21 protein-coding genes and 1 riboswitch are annotated in these 19,444 nt (G+C 40.2%); of the genes, 11 read left to right on the top strand and 10 right to left on the bottom strand.

Translation table 11 applies throughout. From position 1 onward, the window contains the following. The first annotated feature begins 20 nt into the window (after positions 1–20). Genes DX933_RS17160 through tatC form a run of 3 tightly spaced genes read left to right on the top strand, consistent with a single transcriptional unit; the run spans position 21 to position 3,398 of the window. The gene (locus tag DX933_RS17160; RefSeq protein WP_123317664.1) at positions 21–773 is read left to right on the top strand and encodes a gluconate 2-dehydrogenase subunit 3 family protein; all 753 of its coding nucleotides are present in this window, start codon (positions 21–23) and stop codon (positions 771–773) included. Between the two features lie 15 nt (positions 774–788). Next, a complete protein-coding gene (locus DX933_RS17155) occupies positions 789–2,501 on the top strand; it encodes a GMC family oxidoreductase (protein WP_123317663.1) in 1,713 nt (570 codons plus the stop codon). Between the two features lie 18 nt (positions 2,502–2,519). Then, entirely contained in the window at positions 2,520–3,398 is an 879-nt protein-coding gene (tatC, locus tag DX933_RS17150) for a twin-arginine translocase subunit TatC (RefSeq protein WP_123317662.1), read from the top strand. A 56-nt stretch (positions 3,399–3,454) separates the two neighbouring features. Here tatC and DX933_RS17145 read toward each other — a convergent pair whose 3' ends face one another. The 3 genes from DX933_RS17145 to DX933_RS17135 form a co-directional block, all read right to left on the bottom strand. Beyond that, positions 3,455–4,111, bottom strand: coding sequence for a GntR family transcriptional regulator (locus DX933_RS17145; protein ID WP_123317661.1), 657 nt, complete (start codon positions 4,109–4,111; stop codon positions 3,455–3,457). Positions 4,112–4,376: 265 nt separating this feature from the next. Then, entirely contained in the window at positions 4,377–5,087 is a 711-nt protein-coding gene (locus tag DX933_RS17140) for a phosphatase PAP2 family protein (protein ID WP_123317660.1), read from the bottom strand. Positions 5,088–5,207: 120 nt separating this feature from the next. Then, the gene (locus DX933_RS17135; protein WP_317843101.1) at positions 5,208–5,705 is read right to left on the bottom strand and encodes a QueT transporter family protein; all 498 of its coding nucleotides are present in this window, start codon (positions 5,703–5,705) and stop codon (positions 5,208–5,210) included. An 8-nt stretch (positions 5,706–5,713) separates the two neighbouring features. Beyond that, positions 5,714–5,758, bottom strand: a riboswitch (PreQ1 riboswitch). 204 nt (positions 5,759–5,962) lie between these two features. Between DX933_RS17135 and DX933_RS17130 the strand changes: the two genes are divergently transcribed. Next, entirely contained in the window at positions 5,963–6,559 is a 597-nt protein-coding gene (locus DX933_RS17130; RefSeq protein WP_123317659.1) for a lysophospholipid acyltransferase family protein, read from the top strand. 79 nt (positions 6,560–6,638) lie between these two features. On the opposite strand, the gene DX933_RS17125 is transcribed toward DX933_RS17130, so the two are convergent. Further along, positions 6,639–7,403 (bottom strand): DUF3891 family protein, encoded by a 765-nt coding sequence (locus DX933_RS17125; RefSeq protein ID WP_123317658.1) that lies wholly within the window; start codon positions 7,401–7,403, stop codon positions 6,639–6,641. Positions 7,404–7,486: 83 nt separating this feature from the next. Then, positions 7,487–8,167 (bottom strand): universal stress protein, encoded by a 681-nt coding sequence (locus DX933_RS17120; RefSeq protein ID WP_123317657.1) that lies wholly within the window; start codon positions 8,165–8,167, stop codon positions 7,487–7,489. A gap of 804 nt (positions 8,168–8,971) precedes the next feature. On the opposite strand from DX933_RS17120, the gene DX933_RS17115 reads away from it, so the two are divergent. From DX933_RS17115 to DX933_RS17085, 7 genes are read left to right on the top strand one after another with little or no spacing between them, the layout of a single operon-like run. Further along, complete coding sequence (locus tag DX933_RS17115; protein ID WP_123317656.1) at positions 8,972–11,374, top strand: Na+/H+ antiporter subunit A; 2,403 nt, start codon at positions 8,972–8,974, stop codon at positions 11,372–11,374. Further along, positions 11,361–11,783 (top strand): Na(+)/H(+) antiporter subunit B, encoded by a 423-nt coding sequence (locus tag DX933_RS17110; protein ID WP_123317655.1) that lies wholly within the window; start codon positions 11,361–11,363, stop codon positions 11,781–11,783. The genes DX933_RS17115 and DX933_RS17110 overlap by 14 nt, the downstream gene beginning before the upstream one ends. 2 nt (positions 11,784–11,785) lie before the next feature. Then, positions 11,786–12,124 (top strand): Na(+)/H(+) antiporter subunit C, encoded by a 339-nt coding sequence (locus DX933_RS17105; RefSeq protein WP_123317654.1) that lies wholly within the window; start codon positions 11,786–11,788, stop codon positions 12,122–12,124. Next, positions 12,117–13,598: a Na+/H+ antiporter subunit D gene (locus DX933_RS17100; RefSeq protein WP_123317653.1), complete on the top strand. Its 1,482-nt coding sequence runs from the start codon at positions 12,117–12,119 to the stop codon at positions 13,596–13,598. The genes DX933_RS17105 and DX933_RS17100 overlap by 8 nt, the downstream gene beginning before the upstream one ends. 27 nt (positions 13,599–13,625) lie before the next feature. Beyond that, positions 13,626–14,108 carry a Na+/H+ antiporter subunit E gene (locus DX933_RS17095; protein ID WP_123317652.1) on the top strand — a complete coding sequence of 161 codons (483 nt, stop codon included), beginning with the start codon at positions 13,626–13,628 and terminating at the stop codon, positions 14,106–14,108. Continuing rightward, positions 14,108–14,392 (top strand): Na(+)/H(+) antiporter subunit F1, encoded by a 285-nt coding sequence (locus DX933_RS17090; protein WP_123317651.1) that lies wholly within the window; start codon positions 14,108–14,110, stop codon positions 14,390–14,392. Before DX933_RS17095 ends, DX933_RS17090 begins: the two co-directional genes overlap by 1 nt. Further along, positions 14,370–14,765, top strand: coding sequence for a Na+/H+ antiporter subunit G (locus tag DX933_RS17085; protein ID WP_123317650.1), 396 nt, complete (start codon positions 14,370–14,372; stop codon positions 14,763–14,765). The genes DX933_RS17090 and DX933_RS17085 overlap by 23 nt, the downstream gene beginning before the upstream one ends. Before the next feature lies 1 nt (position 14,766). Here DX933_RS17085 and DX933_RS17080 read toward each other — a convergent pair whose 3' ends face one another. From DX933_RS17080 to DX933_RS17060, 5 genes are all read right to left on the bottom strand, one after another. Beyond that, entirely contained in the window at positions 14,767–15,081 is a 315-nt protein-coding gene (locus DX933_RS17080; RefSeq protein WP_123317649.1) for a DMT family transporter, read from the bottom strand. Between the two features lies 1 nt (position 15,082). After that, complete coding sequence (locus DX933_RS17075) at positions 15,083–15,427, bottom strand: DMT family transporter (protein WP_123317648.1); 345 nt, start codon at positions 15,425–15,427, stop codon at positions 15,083–15,085. 173 nt (positions 15,428–15,600) lie between these two features. Continuing rightward, the gene (locus DX933_RS17070) at positions 15,601–16,176 is read right to left on the bottom strand and encodes a TetR family transcriptional regulator (protein WP_123317647.1); all 576 of its coding nucleotides are present in this window, start codon (positions 16,174–16,176) and stop codon (positions 15,601–15,603) included. A 98-nt stretch (positions 16,177–16,274) separates the two neighbouring features. After that, the gene (locus DX933_RS17065) at positions 16,275–17,852 is read right to left on the bottom strand and encodes a Vga family ABC-F type ribosomal protection protein (RefSeq protein WP_123317646.1); all 1,578 of its coding nucleotides are present in this window, start codon (positions 17,850–17,852) and stop codon (positions 16,275–16,277) included. 980 nt (positions 17,853–18,832) lie between these two features. After that, positions 18,833–19,393, bottom strand: a complete 561-nt coding sequence (locus DX933_RS17060; protein WP_123317645.1) for a hypothetical protein — start codon at positions 19,391–19,393, stop codon at positions 18,833–18,835. Positions 19,394–19,444: the final 51 nt, after the last annotated feature.

Below are 19,444 nucleotides of genomic sequence, written 5' to 3'. Positions count from 1 at the left end.
AGGCGACAGGAGGAAAAGACATGGAAAAGGATAAGAAAGGATATTCCCGGCGAGATTTTCTTAAGACCTCAGGTATTGCAACAGGTGCCGTTATAGGTGGGGGTCTCATCGGTGGATTGGTTGGCTACAATGTGAAGCGAGAAGGGAAAACGACAGCTCCCGAGGGTGGAAATAAAGAGGGTGTACCGGTTCAACGGCAGGGTGGATTAAAGTTTTTTATGAGTGCTAATGAATTTAATGTAATTTCCCAAGCAACGGAAAGGATCTTTCCAAAGGATGATCTCGGTCCCGGTGCCATTGAATTAGGTGTACCATTTTTTATTGATAACCAGCTTGCAGGACACTATGGAAGCAATGCTAGGGAATATATGCAAGGGCCATTTTATGAAGGGGCACCAACTCAAGGCTATCAAAGTAGTTTGAATCGTGGAGAGATTTTCCGACAAGGGATTGCTCGACTGGATGAGGAAGCAAAAAAAAGATTTGAGAAACCATTTACCGAATTAGAGGGTAAGCAAATGGATGAAATATTGACTGCATTTCAGAAGGATGAGGTGTCCATGAATGGTGTGACAGCTGAGTTTTTCTTTAAGCTGTTACGAATGGCGACGCTTGAAGGTGTATATGCCGATCCGATTTACGGTGGAAATACCAATATGGATGCTTGGAGAATGAAGGGCTTTCCAGGCCATCACGCAAGCTATTTGCAGGATATTGAAAAAGATACGTATTTGGAATTGGAACCAAAATCTGTGAGTGAAATGGGACCATAAAAGGAGGTATGAATGATGGCGAAGCAGTTAGATAAAGTAGATGTTGTAACAGTAGGTATGGGATGGACAGGAGGAATTATTGCTGCAGAATGTGCCAAAGCTGGTTTGAAGGTGAAGGGTTTGGAACGTGGACGTGACCGTGGTACTTCTGATTACCAGGTCATCCATGATGAGCTTCGTTATGCGATTCGTTATGAGCTCATGCAGGATTTGTCTAAAGAAACGATTACCTTTCGTAATGATCGGAAGATGCGTGCGTTGCCAATGCGGCAAATGGGTTCATTTTTACTTGGTGAAGGGCTTGGCGGTGCGGGAACACACTGGAATGGAATGACGTATCGGTTTCTGCCATATGATTTTCAAATCAAGACGGAAACAGAGAAAAAGTATGGAAAGAATAAATTATCCTCTGACTATTTATTAAAGGATTGGGGCATTACATATGATGAACTGGAGCCGTATTTTGATACATTTGAAAAAACGATAGGGCTTTCAGGCGAGGATAAAAATCCTTTTGCTGGAAAACGTTCTTCTGATTATCCGACCCCGCCGATGAAGAAGACCCCGATATTGAAAATGTTTGAAAAAGCGGTATCTAATCTTGGCTATCATCCATTTATGGTGCCTTCCGCAAATCTGTCGGAGACGTATAAAAATCCAGATGGCGAGCAGTTAAATGCCTGTCAATATTGTGGTTTCTGTGAAAGGTTTGGTTGTGAATATGGCGCGAAATCATCTCCTGAAACGACGGTTATTCCAACTGCATTAAAAACAGGAAATTTAGATATTCAATTCCATGCCAATGCAGTGGAAATTATGAAAAATGGTAATAAAGTGACCGGTGTGAAATACATTGACACCCAAACGCGCGAAGAATTTATCCAGCCAGCAGATGTAGTGGTTCTTACGAGTTATGTTTTGAATAATGCAAAGCTGCTCATGGTTTCTGATATCGGGGAAATGTATGATCCCGATACAGGAAAAGGTACATTAGGTAAAAATTATTGCTATCAAATCGAACCTGGTACATCCGGATTTTTTAAGGATAAGATGAATGTGTTTATGGGTGCAGGGGCACTTGGCATGACCATCGATGATTTTAATGGGGATAATTTTGACCATGCTGATTTAGATTTTATTCATGGGGCAAGTATTTCTTTGACACAATCCGGGAATCGCCCAATTCTGACCAATCCCATTGCACCTGATGTGCCTGTTTGGGGGGAAGCATTTAAAAAGGCTTCCATAGAAGGATATCCACGTAACTTATTCGTGTTTGGCCAAGGTGCTTCGATGCCACATAAGGAAAACTTTATGTCGTTAGATCCAGTTTACAAGGATGCGTATGGTGTGCCGTTATTACAGTTGACGTATAACTTCACCCAACAGGACATTAATTTGCATCAATATATTGGCGACCGTACGGAGGAAATCATGAAGGAGATGGGGGCTGAAACGGTTGTAGCAGGAAGTCCAATTACAGATTATGATATTGTACCCTATCAGTCTACCCATAATACTGGTGGTACGATTATGGGGGACGACCCTGCGGATAGTGTGGTAAATCCGTATTTGCAGCATTGGGATGCAGATAATTTATTTGCCGTGAGCGCGGGAAGTTTCTCTCATAATAGTGGTTATAACCCTACTGGAACATTGGGGGCACTTGCATATCGCTGTGCAGAAGGAATTATTAAATACAGCAAACAGGGTGGTTCACTTGTATAACGAGGGGGTGCCATTCGAATGGACCCTTACCGGGATCATCATCGGAAAATACGCAGCCCGTTGGATTTAGAACAACTGGAAGCTGAAGAGGAGCAGGCGGCAAATAAACCAGATGTAGAAAAGACTGCAGATGAAATCAATGAGGAGCAGCATGATGACAATCAAGCGGTGAAAGGGGAAAAAATTCCACTTATGGACCACTTGACGGATTTAAGAAGAGAATTGATTCGGAGTGCCATTGCTTTCACACTCGTTTTTCTATTTGTATTTGGTACGATTCATTTTTGGTTTCCATATATTACGCGTGGACATGAGCTCATCATATTAGGCCCTTTAGAGGTGATTCGATTTTATATGTGGATTTCCTTTGCTCTTGCGATGGGATTAGCGATGCCGTTTATTTGTTTTTTTATTTGGCAGTTTGTTAAACCAGGGTTAAAGGAAAAAGAAAGTCGGCTCGTTGGTTTATATTTGCCGGCAATGCTCCTGTTATTTCTACTTGGTTTGTTATTCGGTTATTTTATCGTGAACCCTGCAAGCTACCAGTTTTTACTTGGACTCGGAGCCATTCATTTTACTGTACTCGTTTCTGCTAAAGAATATATGAGCTTTCTATTCATGACAACTTTGCCATTGGGGCTTATGTTTGAACTGCCTATCGTTGTATTATTTCTTTCTGCTTTAGGTGTGCTGAGGAAAGAAACGATGCGGCGTTTTCGCAAATGGGCATATCTTATATTAGGCATTGTCTCAGCGCTTATTACCCCGCCGGACTTTATTAGTCAATTGCTCGTATTGATCCCAATGGCTATTCTTTACGAGTCCAGTCTATTGCTAATCGGCTGGATGGAGAATCGAACAACCCTTCCAGACGGAGACATCGAAACACAAAGCTGAGACATCAAGTGGGGATCTTACAGAAAAACTGGCATCATATTATGATATGGTGCCAGTTATTGCTTTGATTTGAATTCATCGATGGCGCGGAGCCAATTGGTCTTCATGACTGTGGTCACTTCATCTGCTTTGCCGTCCACCATGAGCTGGATGACTTGTTCATGCTCACGGATTGATTTTTCCGTTAGAATAATGGAATTATGAAAAAACAATCTTCTGACGTGTGCCTGAAGGGAAGATAATAATTTCTCTATATATGCATTGCATGACGCGTCAACTATGAGTTGATGAAATTCCTCATCAATTTTGAGGGCAGAGAAATAATTTTCCGCTCGGACGGCCTCTGCAAATCGTTTATTCGTTTCCTGTAGTAAATGAATGAGTTCATCATTTAATTGAGGTATGGCCAGCTCAGCTGCTAATGCCTGTAACACAGCAAGTGGTGGTAGCAAATCAGAAATGGAATCTCGATCGACTTCCGTTACTTGTGTCGCTTTACCTGGATACATTTTTACAAATCCGTCTACTTCTAATAATTGCAAGGATTCCCTAACCGGTGTTCTGCTAACACCTAAGGCTTGGGCAATCTCTGTATCATTCAGCTTTTCACCTGGATGAAGTGTACCGTCGATGATCCATTGCTGCAGCTGGTTGTATGCGCTTTCCTTGGCGGTTAGTTTCGTTGACTTTAAATGGTCAGTCGGTATTGGCATAGCTTATCCCTCCTCCTGCTTGATGATAGGTGGTCTATGAATAGTATACCGAAAATAGATAGACAAATAAATAGTTCATAATAAACCAAGGTAAGCATCAAAAAAACCGTGACGAATGATTAGCGAACTGTTATAATGAATAGGTTGCGATGAGCTGATTTGTGTAAGTCGAAGGACAAAGCAAGCTTGTGCTGTGAACACATGGTCCATTCGCCACAAATAAAAAAGGGTCCGCTACCAGTTAGTAGGGCCCTTTTTGTATGGATTAATAGCTGTCGCGTTGTCGCAGCATATCTGATTCGTTTCGAAGCCGAAATTTAGCCAATATATCTTTTAAAGGCTGCTGTACAAGCAGATAAACACCAATCGAAATAAGAATACAGGCTGTTCCAAATAAAAAGCCACCAATAACATCTGTTGGGAAGTGCACTCCTAAATAAATCCGCGTGTACATGACAAATCCAATCCAAGCAATCGTTATAAATCCAATGACCACTTTCTTCCATACAGAGTTGACGAGTAATACTGCAACCAGTCCAACTAGCCCGTAAAACACAGTCGTTCCAGTGACATGTCCGCTTGGAAAGCTTTCCGTTGTTTTTTCAATCAGCTGTAAGAATTCAGGTCTGTCCCGGTCAAAGGCTTTCTTTAAAATTTTCGTCGCAATCGCAGCACCGAATAAAATCGTACCACCCAGCCATAATCCTTCTGCAAATCTACGCTTTATAAATAACACGATCACCAATAAAATGGTCAAAACAATTACAACTCGAATATTTCCTATTTCTGTAATCAGTTTAATAGCGGAGGTTTTACCATCTGATATACCTGTTTGAAACTGTTGAATCAGGTTCATATCGAGGGTACTAATCCAGCTGCTTTCCGTATGTACACCCCAAGCGACTACACCAAATCCAATTAAAAATAAAAATCCGACCAATAAAAATGGCAGGGAAGCCAATTCTTTTGTTCTCATATTTTGAACCTTCTTTCTGTAGGTGAATGTTGAGACTAGCTTATCATGGTGCAGCCAGTTTCAAAAGATATATTTATAACAATAGCGCCACAATCGAGATGGATGGCGCTATCGTTCAGCTTATTTATAGTCAAACAGTCTATCGAAACGCAGACGCTGATGCAAGGCCCAGATGACGGCAATACCAATCGACATAACGATTAATTCCCCTGCAGCGGTTGTCATCCAAGTAATAAAGAACGGCACCTCAATGGCTAGATTTAACATGAGTGCGATGATCCACATATTACAAGTGAAAACGACAGTATTAATAACCATGAGTACCAGCTTGTTTTTAATAAATACGCCGAAGCCCATCGTGATTAATAAGGAAATGATCGTTTGTGATAAGCCAAGCAATTCATACGCTCCTAACGTTGACATGAATAAATTGGCAAAAAACACACCAATTGCAATTCCCCAAAAATATCGTTTATCAAAGACAATTAAGTGATTAAAAATCTCCGATAATCTAAATTGAATGTTGGAAAATGCAATAGGAGCTACAAGTGCTGTTGCTGCAATATAAAGTGCAGCCAACACACCATTGGTGACCAAGGTTCTAATATTAATATTCATTTTTACTTCTCTCCCTAGTTTTTTATCGTGGGATGGTTTCGAACCACGTTTGAAAATCTCAGTGGTCGCTGAGATTCCCGAAGTTCATTATAGCAGAAGTCTGTCCTTTGTGTAACTCTTTTTTTGTAAAAAAGAGGAAACACGAGTGATTCCACTATAATTTAGTACCAGGTATTAGGTCAATGTGGTAAAATAGAAACAGGAAATGAATTTATAAATATCAACAATGGATAGTTCAGAGGAAAAAGGGGTACGACATGTATAATTTTGCTGCGAATCTTGTTAAAATCATATTAAATATTTTTGGACGGATAAAGGTTTTTCAGAAAGAGAATTTACCGAAGGATGGCAAAGGCTATGTGATTGCTTGTACGCATACAGGCTGGGTGGATATTTTATGGCTTGGAGTTAGTGTTTATCCAATTCAAATTCACTACATGGCAAAGAAGGAATTATTTGAATCCGGTCCCCTGCGCTGGTTAATGAGGAAGCTTAATGCTTTTCCCGTTGATCGTGAAAACCCGGGACCCAGCTCGATTAAAATTCCTAGAAAACTCATTGCGGCTGGCAAGGTAGTAGGTATTTTCCCAAGTGGAACCCGAACGAGTGAAGAAGTCCCATTGAAGCGGGGAGCAGTTACCATTGCAATGCATTCTAAAGCACCGATTGTTCCGGCGGCATATGTGGGTCCAAATAATTTTAAGGATTTAATCAAATTTCAAAAACCGCGCATCATTTTTGGTGAGCCAATCCATCTTCGTGATGATATTCCCAGAAAAGAAGCAATGGAAGTCATGATGACCGAGCTAAACGAAACGATGCATAAGCTACAGCAACAAATTACATCTAAATAAGTGTTATAAATGACTAAGGCTTGCAGAATTTGGAATACCCATTCTGCAAGCCTTTTGTGTATAGGGGTGCTGCCCACCATCATGTTGGGTGTATTTGAATGGTTAATATTTCATTCTTTGCTTGCTGATAGGCATTTTTAAGACCATTTTCTGCGATGGATTGCTCTCTAACCGTTTTAAACGGTATGGCAAGTGAGAAAGGATCGCCAAAAGGAAAAGGATTTAATCGCATTCTGGAAGGCTTGTCCCATTGTGGTTGGATATAATCCGTGTGTAGACCTTCTATTTTCTGTGGAACACGTAACCCTTTTTGGAAAAATGGATGGAATTTTTCTACTGAATCACCTGGTTCATTCATACATAATAGTAATGAAAAATCATCAAAAAGCTGCAGCAATGCATAATCTTTAGCTATTTCTTCTTGCTCTACGTCACCGAGTGAATCCATTATTCGCTGTCTGCGCATAGCTTCTGTTTCTATAAAGTTTTTTGCTATATTTGATTCATGATGTTCAACAAAGCGTGCATAGTGTTTGCTACATAATAATGCTGCATACGAATCCTCTGCTTCCACCATTTCTATCCCTTTCTGGTATGCTGTCAATTTTGGCTCAAGCGGGTAATCAAGAAAGGAGTAGGGTGCATTGGCTTCGTTATTCCAACGTGGCTTGCGATCGAGGAGCAACCAGCCAATGTCATGATTGGAAATTGCAAAGGAAACAGAATCACGATGATGCGGTGAGGCTGGCATATGCTTCCAATGGCGAAATAATTCTCTGGATAACTTTCCATGATCATGCTGCTGGATCATCAAAAATGCATCCTTTTGTTTTCTAATAATCATTGAAAATCCTCCTTGAAAATACTTTGGAAATAAAAAACAGAAGCAAAGACAACAGGGTATATGTTGCCTTGCTTCCGTTTCATTTAATTTTCTACTTTATAATTTGGTGGAAGTTCAAGTAATCCGGTAACTTTATCGTCGGCGATTGTTACTTCGCAGGTTCTACCATTATGGACGAATTTAAACACACCATTATTAAAGTCGGTACCGATTTCTTTATAAAAGATGCCATCATAATGATCATCATTGGAGCGGGTGAAGCTTAGACGATACTCCTCTCCATCCTTGATCAAAAAGCCATGCACCCCTTTTTCAAATGTATCATGTTCTACTCCGCGAATGGTGCGATCCACAGATACAATATGGACATCGACAAAGGTCATTTCTCGTAATAAGGCATTAGCAAATGATCCTTTTGTAATTTCTTCCCATCTATTTTGAGGTGATTGGCCAATGATAATCTGTGTAATATTTAATCTGCGTGCCACTTCGGCGATAACTTTAGCGGAAGGACGCTTTTCATTGTCAATCAAGATGAACTCTTCAATATCTGATTCGTCTGCAAGCTCTTTCCAACGATCCACATAATTGGATTTTTCCGCATCGAATTTGTCATATGGAAGTGGGTCCACCGTTAATACATATAGGGGACAATCGAGCAGATCCGCCAATTTCTGGCCGCGTCTGATTAATCTTTCCCCATTCGGTCCGTAATAGGCACAAACGAGAATACTTTCATCCATTCGACCTTTTATTTTTTTCATGACGATCCTTCACCTCAAAATTAATAATAGTATGGCAGGCTGATAGGGCTAACGGTCGCTTGCACTTAATTTTAGAAACGAACTCATTTTAACATGATATATTTATGGATTCAACCGTTCATTTTACGAATGGTTATAACAGTGGATACTTGTCGTTTCTGCGATATTTTCAATCATTTGCACATAAAGTGAAACTTCAATCAATGGAGGTCTTACAGCCAGTTAATCTGTGATAAAATAAATGGCATCCTTGCGTGTTTCAAAAGTGCAGGAAAGCCTAATTTAGTGTATAGTAAAATGGTATGTACCTTTATCAAAGCAAGGTACATTTCATGGCACTATAAAGTCCGTTTCACATGAATAGTGAAATGGATGGTAGCAGCTACTCCTCTTTATCCATAAGCTATCATCTGCATTCCCAGGGTATGTGCAGTCCATCCTACTCTGTCTATTAGCCATTAATTATCCCATGTTTATGGAAGATGTCAAATGGCTGGAATGCTCTGCAGACGGGACAAACCATGAAGCGTGAACAACGGCTTCCCATGTCCAAAAACAACTTTTGCTATGACTTATATTTATCTCAACAGAAAAAATAGATGTGAAGCGAAATAGGATTAGCTTCATCTATCATACATTAGAAAAATTCGTTTACAAGTCCTTTTACATAAAACGGATGTCGAAAATAAAAAAGTATACCCGCTAAGCGGGTTTTCATCGCATGATATAGCCACTTTGGGAGGTCCTTCAATCAAGCATCTTTGGGGTTTTCCAACATGAATTGTTATTGGGGGTTTTGATTTCATGATTGTTGTTGCAATTTTAATTCCATTTATTGCTGCAATGTTTATTCCACTTTTACATAAATATTTTCCGAAAATACATGTAGGCTGGTTTGCGCTTACCATCCCGGTGCTGCTTTTTGTTGGTTTTATATCCTATGCTCCAGCACTTGCAAATGGTGAAATACAATCCTATACCATTCATTGGATACCTTCCTACGGGATTAACTTCACCGCAATATTAGACGGTCTCAGTATGATATTTGTATTGTTGATTAGTGGGATCGGAAGTCTGGTTATCTTATATTCGATTTATTATTTATCTGAAAAAGAGTCGTTACGCCACTTTTATATTTATCTTCTATTATTCATGGGCAGCATGCTGGGTGTTGTGCTCTCTGACAATATGATGGTTTTGTATGTCTTTTGGGAGCTTACGAGTATTTCTTCTTTCCTATTAATTGCTTTTTGGTACCATCGAAAAAAGTCGAGGTACGGTGCACAAAAATCCTTACTTATTACAGTTAGCGGTGGTATTTCCATGCTGGTTGGCTTTCTGATGCTTTTTAGTATGACGGGAACCTTCAGCATTCGCGAAACGATTGCTTCGGTGGATTTGATTGTCGGGCAGCCATTGTTTATTCCGGCAATGGTCTTAATCCTGCTTGGTGCCTTTACGAAGTCTGCCCAATTTCCTTTTCATATTTGGCTTCCTGATGCGATGGAAGCACCGACACCAGTTAGTGCATACTTGCATTCAGCCACCATGGTGAAAGCAGGCATTTATTTGGTTGCGCGTTTTACACCAATATTTGCGATGGGAGAAGCGTGGTTTTGGATTATTACAATAATTGGACTCATGACATTGTTCTGGGGTTCGTTTACTGCAATCAGGCAGACTGACTTAAAGGCATTGCTTGCTTATTCAACGATTAGTCAGCTTGGCTTAGTCATGAGTCTATTAGGTATGGGCTCGATTGCTTTACAGCTTGGTTATCGTACGGAAATGGTTCTATATAGTCAAGCTACTTTTGCAGCATTGTTCCATCTCGTGAATCACTCGACCTTTAAAGGCGCTTTATTTATGGTTGTTGGGATTGTTGACTTGCAGGTGGGAACAAGGGATATTCGACGGCTAGGTGGTTTAATGTCTATTCTGCCAATTACGTTCACAATTGCTTTAATTGGCAGTTTTTCTATGGCAGGTCTTCCACCGTTTAATGGTTTTCTAAGTAAGGAAATGTTTTTTGCTGCGGTATTGCAAATTGGTTCATTAGATCTTTTCTCATGGGACGCTATTGGTGTGGTTTTTCCAGTAGTTGCCTGGACCGCGAGTGTGTTTACATTTGTTTATTGCATGATTATTGTATTTAAAACATTTCTGGGCCAATACAAAGGGGAAAAAGTACAGAAACAGGATATTGAACCACCAGTGGGCATGCTTATTGCGCCATCTGTACTCGGTTTATTGGTGATTGGTATATTCTTGTTTCCAAATGTGATTGGAACGTATTTGCTGAAGCCGGCAATGGTAAATATTTATCCCGGACTTGCCGATCAATTGGCGGATCATTATACGATTTCTGCCTGGCATGGATTCAAACCTGAGCTCTGGATGACGATTGGAGTAATTGGTATTGGGATATTGGTGTACAAGCTGTTGAAGCATTGGAAGGGTGTGTATCGGTTATTTCCTGATCAATGGTCATTGGATGCGTTATATAACCATACACTGACGCATTTAGAGAATAGCTCGGAAAAATTAACCCGCTCCTATATGACTGGATATTTACGGGGTTACCTCATGTATATTTATATATTTTTTATTGCAGTCGTTGGCGGGGTAGCACTTTTTAGTGGCGCTATATCCTTTGATTTATCAACGGATGCGGATATTGGGGTATACGAGTGGATATTTGTATGTATTATGCTTGTGGCTGGTATTGCTATTTTATTTGCAAAGTCACGGTTAACAGCGGTATTGCTTAATAGTGTGCTCGGTTTTTCGATTGCCTTTTTCTTTGTGTTATTCCGTGCACCTGATTTGGCATTAACCCAGACAATTATTGAAACGGTGACAACTGCATTATTTTTACTTTGTTTTTATTTTCTGCCGGAATGGAAAAAAGAGCATATTACGCCGATGTCAAAAATGCTGCAAATTGGGATATCGATTGCGACTGGTCTGATTTTTATTCTGATTGGACTATCCGTTAAAAGCGGTCGATTATTTGACTCTATCTCGAATTATTTTGAAAATGCTTTTGAATTAGCAGGTGGAAACAACATTGTTAATGCCATTCTAGGGGACTTCCGTGCCTTTGATACGATGTTGGAGGTTGTTGTGTTATTCATCGCAGGAATAGGGGTTTATGCATTAATTAAATTCAAAGGAGAAAAGAGGCAGGATTATGAAGACCAATGATGTCATTTTACAAATGATCACTAAAATCGTCGTATTCATTATATTGACGCTGGCTGTGTATTTGTTTTTTGCTGGACATCATAATCCAGGTGGCGGCTTTATTGCTGGTCTTGTCTTATCTTCTGCCTTTGTGCTTCTTTTTTTAGCTTTCGATACAGAAACCATTATCAAAGGCTTGCCGCTTAATTTCAAGGTTACAGCTGCAGTCGGTGCACTGCTTGCGATTTCATCCGGTATTGTTCCAACTTTATTTGGTCATCCATTCTTAAATATGGTCATGTTAACAATCAACTTGCCGCTCATCGGTAAGTTTGAGCTCGGAACGATTGTATTATTTGAGGCCGGTGTTGCATTGGCTGTTGTGGGTGTTGTCGTTACGATTATTCTAAGTATAAGTGAGGATGTTTAAGCATGGAAACGTTAATCATTATCCTGGCCGGGGTATTGGTCGCTGTTGCTACCTATTTAATCTTGTCCAAACACATACTCCGAATTATTTTAGGAACCGCCATTCTATCTCATGCTGTCCATCTATTATTAATGACGATGGGTGGCTTAAAGCGCGGTTCTACACCTATCCTTGCTGAAAATAAAGTAGCTTATACGGATGCCTTGCCACAGGCGTTGATTTTGACAGCAATCGTGATTAGCTTTGCCGTAACAGCTTTTATTTTGGTGCTAGCATATCGGTTATATCGGAAAACTGGGTCAGATAATCTAGATGCATTGCGAGGGATGGATGATGAATAATGTATTGGTTTTTCCCATGGTCCTTCCCGTATTGACTGGTATTTTGCTTATTTTTCTGCGTCCATATATTCGATTGCAGCGCTGGTTAAGCATGTTATCTGTATTGGGTACAGGCGCGATGAGTATCATACTTCTGCAGCGGGTGCAGGCAAGTGGGATTTTAACGATTGATATAGGTGGTTGGCAGCCACCCTTTGGCATTTTATTTGTAGGCGATTCATTCGCATTACTGCTCGTTTTGACTGCAAGTATTGTAACAGCAGTCTGTTTACTATATGCCTTTTCAACGATTGGACCAGCCCATGAGCAAATGCATGTGTATGCGTTTATTCAATTTTTATTGGCTGGTGTAAATGGTTCATTTTTAACAGGGGATTTGTTTAATTTATTTGTTTGCTTTGAGGTGATGCTGCTTGCATCCTACATACTTGCTTCACTAGGCGGGAAGAGAAAGCAGCTTCGTGAATCCCTAAAATATGTCATCATTAATATTCTGTCTTCCTGGATTTTTCTAGTAGCGATTGCCTATCTATATGGGGCAGTTGGAACATTGAACATGGCACATTTATCAGAAAGGATTGCTGAATCAGGACAAACACCATTATTAACGACGATTAGCATGTTATTTCTCATCGTCTTTAGCTTAAAGGCGGGGCTGGTACTTTACTTTTGGCTACCGGGAACATATAGTGCGCCGCCAACAGCGATTGCGGCATTGTTTGGTGCATTGCTGACAAAAGTAGGTGTCTATGCCATGTTCCGTGTGTTCACCTTATTGTTTTATCATGAACCGTCGATTACACATACATGGATCGGAATCATGGCTGCGATAACGTTAATTGGTGGCAGTATTGGTGCCATATCATCCAAGGATGTTCGGGTTATCGTTTCCTATAATGTAGTCATTGCGGTTGGTTTTATGATGGTTGGATTAGCAGCTGCAACCTCAGCAGCATTGGAGGGGTCTATCTACTATTTGATTCACGACATGCTTGTAAAAGCCTTGCTCTTCCTATTAGCTGGCACCATGATTGCTTTAACTGGAAAATCCAAATTTAATGAAATGAGTGGGTTGATACGTAACTACCCATTACTTGGCTGGTTGTTCTTTATTGGGATGCTTTCGTTGGCAGGAATTCCGCCATTTAGTGGATTTATTGGGAAGGTGCTGATTGGAAAAGGAACCATTGAGGCAGGTACTTACATTTTGCTGGCCTTGGCGTTTGTTTCCAGTATTTTAGTTCTCTATTCCTTGCTGCGTGTATTTCGAAATGCATTTTGGGGAGAAACAGTTATCAGTTTGGAAGAAGAAAAACCACTGAAAAAAAGCTGGTTGGTTCCAAGTGTTTTATTAGCAATTGGTACAATTGTGCTTGGATTAGGTGTGGAAGTGCTGGCTCCTTACGTGCAGGATGCCGCTAATGTTTTATTGCAGCCGAAGCTGTATATTGATGCCGTATTCCAGAGCAAGTAATAGGGTACGTTTACGGGAGGTGACAAAATGGCAGCGCAATTTGTATTGAATATTTTTATTGCATTCCTATGGATGATGTTTCGTGATGAAGATGTGTTAAGGGTGTCGACTTTTTTAACGGGATATGCCGTTGGGATTGTGATTGTCTTTTTGATGTATCGTTTTTTTGGAAAGAAGTTTTATTTGCATCGACTCTATGCGGTTATCAAGTTAATATTTATTTTTAACTCGGAACTGTTTCAATCTGCATATCTGGTGCTAAAAACGGTGCTGACACCTAAGTTGAATTTACAACCGGGGATTTTCAAATATGAAACAGTCTTGAAAGGGGAATGGGAGGTTCCTTTGCTTGCATTGCTATTAACGTTAACCCCGGGCTCTGTCGTAATGGAAGTTGCACCAGAAGGGGATGTGTTTTACGTGCATGCCATGGATATTGTCAAGTATAAAGAAAATCTACTGCGTTCGTTAGGGAAATTTGAAAAAGCAATTATGGAGGTGACACGCTAATGATTGATACGATGTTAATAACCGCAATGGTGTTGTTCGGTATTTCCATTGCAGTAGCGCTTTATCGAATCATTCGCGGCCCCAGTTTGCCGGATCGGGTTATCTCCATGGATTTTATTGGTGTGAACTTAATTTCTGCAATCGCAGTTTTTTCTGTTCTCTTTCAAACGAGGGCATATTTAGAAGTGATTTTGATTTTAGGGATTTTAGCATTTATTAGTACGATTGCGCTCTCTAAATTCATTGAGCGAGGTGTTATCATTGAACGTAAGCGAGACAGTTGAGTTTATCGCTGCTTTATTTATTTTATTTGGCAGTATCATTAGTGTCATTAGCGCATTTGGAATTATTCGTTTTCCAGATGTCTATAGTCGTGCCCATGCTGCAACGAAGAGTTCAACATTGGCTGTATTGCTGACGTTATTCGGAGCGTTTATTTACTTCTGGATATCGGAAGGAATCATTAGTGTACGATTGATATTGGGAATTATATTTGTGTATATTACATCACCTACAGCGGGGCATTTAATTATCCGCGCTGCCTACCGCTCTAATGTGGCACGCACAGAGACGACAAAGGTCGATGAATTGAAGGAAGTCTATGAAGCATATGAACGACAACAAAAAAATCCTCCGCATCACACGGAGGATGGATAGATTAGGATAATGCTTTAAGTCCAACAGCGCCAATAATAATAAGCAAGACGCTTAATATACGACGAATATTTCTTGATTCTCCAAAGAACACCATATTTAACATGACAGCACCAGCTGTACCAATACCAACCCAAACGGAATAAGCGACACTAATTTGCAGATGGTGAAAGGATAAGTATAAAAAAGCAAATGAGCCAGCAAAGCCTCCCAAATAAAGGAGCCCACTCATGATTGCTTTTTTTTGGCTGTACATTTTTAAACCAGTTACCCCAATCATTTCCGTTACTGCGGCAAATAGCACATACATCCAACCCATTTTACATACTTCCTTTCGCCTGTTGTTCTTCGTGATTATCTGCTAATTTTAGACTAATGACTCCTGCAACCAGAATGACCATAAAGAATACTTTTCCTCCTGTAAGGGCCTCATCAAAGAAAAAGATATCCAACAAGGCAGTCCCGATCGTACCTATCGCTGCAAAACATGCATAAACCGTTCCCGTTGGAAGAAGCTCACAAGCCTTGGTAAGAAAATGAAAATCAATAAAAATGAGTAGGACAATAATCCCCCAATGCCACCACTCTGTTGCGATATTAAAGCCAAGAATCCATACGAGCTCAAAAAAACTAGTAAATCCTACATATAACCATGCTTTACTCATGATGTAATTACTCCTTTTTATCTAACAAGAATTATAAGTGTGGAATCAACAGCCAGTAAAGGCCTGATTGGTTCAACTAACAATCCGTGGGGGAAATGCAAAAACCCCTACGGATTGAAATTCCACTTATGACTGACTATCAGTCATTTTTTATAATAAAAAAATAGCCCTGATTATGATGTTACGCCCAGGGCATGCTGTAAAAAGTCCAAGACAGCGCGTTCTTGTTGTTTTGATTGATCTATTCCGGTTGTGTCATATAAATAAATTTGCTCAGCAGCTGATTCAACGAGTGCAATTACAAGCTTGGAAGCAGCGTGCGGATCGATGTTATTTCGTATTTCATTATTTTCCTTAGCTGTTTGCAGGAGACTGCGAACCCAATCATAGAAGGGTTCATAGACACGCTCCCACTCCTTGATATGTTCAGTGGAAGCCAATCCTGCATAAATAAGTGCTTGAACTTCGTGATATTCATCGGTAATATGAAAAACAGCCTGCACCAATTGCTCGAGTTTTTTTGATAATGGTGCTTTTTCCTGTACTGTATCCTGAACAGAATCGAGTAGTTTTTCAACCATTAGCTCAGCGATGGCCGGCATTACAGCAAGCTTGGAAGGGAAATATAAATAATACGTTCCCTGGGCCACACCCGCCCGCTTCACGATATCCGATATTTTTGTTTTTTCAATACCTTGTTCCTGAAAGGTTTGCAATGCAGCACGTGCAATGACACTTTTTTTATCCATTCACAAACTCCTTCATCATCTGAAATGACTGACTATCATTCATTTTATGAAATGACAGCAGCTTTGTCAACTAAAAAAGGACCAGCAGCCCCAACATGCTACTGGTCAACCTCGTCTAATTTACGTTTTTCATCGAGTAATTGCTGGAAGGTTTGCTCCAATTCATCACTGGGCGCAATACTAAGCTGGCCAAGTACCTCTGATATTTTTGTTTCAAGCATCAGTTTTTTTTCAGCAAAGTGATCCCGGGTTTCCGTCGGCTGATGCTCATTCATTTCTTCCAGTGTTCCATCGAAAATGGTTAATTCCTCGTCTGCGATAGAGAGGATTCGATTGGCAATACCTTGGATGAATCGCCGGTCATGGGAAACGAAAATAATCGTTCCTTCATACGCCTGCAATAAATCCTCTAAAGCTTCAATGGCTTGGATATCCAAAAAGTTAGTTGGTTCATCCAGAATAATGGTATTAACATCACTGAGAAATATTTTGGCAAAAGCTACCTTAACTCGTTCTCCACCGCTTAATACGGCTACTTGCTTGTATACATCATCACGGTAAAAGTGGAGTCTAGCCAATACCGTTCGAATGAGTGATTCTTGCTGTTTAGAACGCATGGACACATTTTCAAGAATGGATTTATTTAAATCGAACACATCTAAATTTTGGCTGAAGTAGCCAATTTTAACTGCCGGTGAAAGGTGTATGCCTTCTGCTTGGTTCATGATTTTTTTTAGTAAAGTTGTTTTGCCGGTACCATTGTTTCCGATGATTGCCAGCTTATCATTTCCTCTAATATAGAAGCTCGTTTTTTTCCAAAGCACTCGATTGGGAAATGTGCCTGCAGTTTCCTCCATCCGAATAATTGTCCTGCCTTGTAAAGAGGCTTCATTTGGTAAATCCATTTTAATTGGTACTTCTTGTTTAGGGCGCTCTACCTTTTCCAAACGTTCCAGGCGGCTTTCTATCGCTTTAGCAGTCTGGCGCAGTTTTTTCTGTTTGTTGGCAAAGTATGGCTTAGCTCCTTTAATTCTTGCTTCGGAACCAGTTAAATTCTTTGGTTTTTTCGTTGCGCGTTGTGCCTTTCTCTCTTTTTGTTCCAAGGCATCTTCCAATTGTTTTTTCTTGTGCTGGTAGTTCTCATAAGCATGTTCATGCTGCTTTTTTTCTAATGCTTTTTGATCCGTATATTCAGCATAACCACCAGTATAGCTGTTGACTTTTTCATCATCGATTTCCCAAATCGTATGGCAGACAGCATCCAGAAAAGCTCGATCATGGGAAACGATGACAGCGGCCCCTTGAAAACGTGCAAGCCTTTCTTCCAGCTGTTCCATATGTGCTGTGTCAAGGTTGGTCGTAGGTTCATCCAGACATAATAAATCTGCTTGTTTGGCAAAAACTTGATTAATATAATCTTGGGTAATTTCCCCGCCACTATTCGTCGTGTCAGTCGGCTTTAGCTGAGGCAGGAAGGATACCGTTGTCAGCCTCTCTATACTGCCTTCATCTGGTTCGCGTCTTCCTGCTAATATTTCCAATAACGTGGTTTTCCCTGCTCCGTTATGGCCGATCAGCCCGATACGTGCTTTAGCTGGTATTTTTAATAATGGAATCTCAAAAAGCAGCCGATCTTTTTGGTAATATTTAATATTGGTTGCTTCTAAAATAATCATTTGATTCTCTCCAATCTGTTGGTTGTTGAAGGCAATAAAAAAAGCCTCCGCCAATGAATGGAATAGGAGACAAAATGGATTGAAAAAACAGCAGTGTCCTGCCGTCACGTTATAAGGGTGTCATCCATCTAGCTAATCCTATCCCGAAATACGAAAGATGGCATGCAAAAATAAACGGAATGTAGTACCGTTCATGAACCATCTTTATATCGTGTTTCTGCGTCATAGGATTAGAAGCGCATCGGCATGAGTCACCCTTTCTAAGTTATGTTAATCCTACTATATTTTATGGAAAGCGAATTGTCAATGTTCCGCATATGGAAGCTTGGGTCAAGTATGTATAGGTGAAGCTCACAGTCTCTCCTATTTCATTGTTTGATTGGTGTTTTTGTAGAAATCTTTTTTTAAAGCTGCTGTCATTGGTTTCTTTTACATGCAATACACGGTTGAAACGACCTTGATTCGCTTGCGGGCTCTTCTTAGATGTTGACGTATCACGGTTGCTATGCCTAAGATGCGGTATATTCTCTTTATACAAGGCAAGGAAAAGGCATGGCTCCCAATTTCGAAGCCATGCCTTTTCCCCTTATTGGGGTGCACACGGAAAATTTACGTATTTCCTTTTACTTACTTGTAATGCACGATGGTGTTTCGTACCCATCGTTTGAATCCATTACCTGATCCGTTATGACAGTTTCGGTGAATCATTCACCCGAAGGATTGGATCAGCCTTGCAAATGCACTTACACAAAAAACTTACTGCTTACAGATTACATGCAAAGCCCATACATAAAGCTTGTAAAGCATTTGTAACCGGTACTGCTAGAAGTAAATTTTCCGCCAAGGCTGTGCAAATCTGTAACGAAGCCTGTTCACATGATGCGTTAAGACTATAGCTTCGTCATAGGTTACGCCTTGTATTTATATAATACCCGTAGGTCAAAGGTTTTAAACCTTTAATAAAAAAATAATGATAATAGCTAAAAGGCACCAGAAAGGGCCTCTTCCTGCTGGGTATTTCCCCAAAAATGCTGCAATGGACCTTGGTAAACAAGTTCCATGCCAGGAACGGTTTGTAAATCAGCCGGTGAAATAAAAGCTGGTGGTTTATCAAAGCTGGTAACATTGCATTCTTGTAAAAGAACGGCAATAAATTGTGAACAGAAGTAGGCGCGTTTTCGGTCAATTTGCTTGTGGAATGCAAAAGCGATCAAGCCAATAAAATTATAGCGGTAAAGATTTTTTTCTGCTTCCATCTGTAAAATAAATTGTTTAATTCTTCTTTTTTGCCCTTCGGTAACACGAATACTGTAAATGGCACAATTTGCTTCCCGCATGATTTCTCCACGGGGATTTTCCTTTACAAAGCCGCCAATAAATGGGTTATTCGCCCGTTTTCTCCCAAAGCTATAAATATGTTGCAACTCACCATCCAATGAAATGGAGGCATGATTATATGGTTTTTTCGTATACAGCTTAATCGCCTTTGTAAGTAAGGTGCTTGTATCGGTTAGCAGTATATATACCTCCTGTGTTTTCATCTGGTTTCTCTCCCTATGTTTGAACTCTATTTAGTGTAAGCCAATTTCTTT

The organism is Ornithinibacillus gellani, from assembly GCF_003730295.1.
GTDB classification, from domain to species: Bacteria; Bacillota; Bacilli; order Bacillales; family Amphibacillaceae; genus Ornithinibacillus_A; species Ornithinibacillus_A gellani.
Note: the sequence above shows the minus strand (reverse complement) of the source record. Positions and strands in the feature narration are given on the sequence as shown.

Excerpts from the sequence above, each read along its gene's own strand:
- DX933_RS17160 (WP_123317664.1), top strand. The coding sequence starts at position 21 with ATGGAAAAGGATAAGAAAGGATATTCCCGGCGAGATTTTCTTAAGACC.
- DX933_RS17155 (WP_123317663.1), top strand. The coding sequence starts at position 789 with ATGGCGAAGCAGTTAGATAAAGTAGATGTTGTAACAGTAGGTATGGGA.
- tatC (WP_123317662.1), top strand. The coding sequence starts at position 2,520 with ATGGACCCTTACCGGGATCATCATCGGAAAATACGCAGCCCGTTGGAT.
- DX933_RS17145 (WP_123317661.1), bottom strand. The coding sequence starts at position 4,111 with ATGCCAATACCGACTGACCATTTAAAGTCAACGAAACTAACCGCCAAG.
- DX933_RS17140 (WP_123317660.1), bottom strand. The coding sequence starts at position 5,087 with ATGAGAACAAAAGAATTGGCTTCCCTGCCATTTTTATTGGTCGGATTT.
- DX933_RS17135 (WP_317843101.1), bottom strand. The coding sequence starts at position 5,705 with ATGAATATTAATATTAGAACCTTGGTCACCAATGGTGTGTTGGCTGCA.
- DX933_RS17130 (WP_123317659.1), top strand. The coding sequence starts at position 5,963 with ATGTATAATTTTGCTGCGAATCTTGTTAAAATCATATTAAATATTTTT.
- DX933_RS17125 (WP_123317658.1), bottom strand. The coding sequence starts at position 7,403 with ATGATTATTAGAAAACAAAAGGATGCATTTTTGATGATCCAGCAGCAT.
- DX933_RS17120 (WP_123317657.1), bottom strand. The coding sequence starts at position 8,167 with ATGAAAAAAATAAAAGGTCGAATGGATGAAAGTATTCTCGTTTGTGCC.
- DX933_RS17115 (WP_123317656.1), top strand. The coding sequence starts at position 8,972 with ATGATTGTTGTTGCAATTTTAATTCCATTTATTGCTGCAATGTTTATT.
- DX933_RS17110 (WP_123317655.1), top strand. The coding sequence starts at position 11,361 with ATGAAGACCAATGATGTCATTTTACAAATGATCACTAAAATCGTCGTA.
- DX933_RS17105 (WP_123317654.1), top strand. The coding sequence starts at position 11,786 with ATGGAAACGTTAATCATTATCCTGGCCGGGGTATTGGTCGCTGTTGCT.
- DX933_RS17100 (WP_123317653.1), top strand. The coding sequence starts at position 12,117 with ATGAATAATGTATTGGTTTTTCCCATGGTCCTTCCCGTATTGACTGGT.
- DX933_RS17095 (WP_123317652.1), top strand. The coding sequence starts at position 13,626 with ATGGCAGCGCAATTTGTATTGAATATTTTTATTGCATTCCTATGGATG.
- DX933_RS17090 (WP_123317651.1), top strand. The coding sequence starts at position 14,108 with ATGATTGATACGATGTTAATAACCGCAATGGTGTTGTTCGGTATTTCC.
- DX933_RS17080 (WP_123317649.1), bottom strand. The coding sequence starts at position 15,081 with ATGGGTTGGATGTATGTGCTATTTGCCGCAGTAACGGAAATGATTGGG.
- DX933_RS17075 (WP_123317648.1), bottom strand. The coding sequence starts at position 15,427 with ATGAGTAAAGCATGGTTATATGTAGGATTTACTAGTTTTTTTGAGCTC.
- DX933_RS17070 (WP_123317647.1), bottom strand. The coding sequence starts at position 16,176 with ATGGATAAAAAAAGTGTCATTGCACGTGCTGCATTGCAAACCTTTCAG.
- DX933_RS17065 (WP_123317646.1), bottom strand. The coding sequence starts at position 17,852 with ATGATTATTTTAGAAGCAACCAATATTAAATATTACCAAAAAGATCGG.
- DX933_RS17060 (WP_123317645.1), bottom strand. The coding sequence starts at position 19,393 with ATGAAAACACAGGAGGTATATATACTGCTAACCGATACAAGCACCTTA.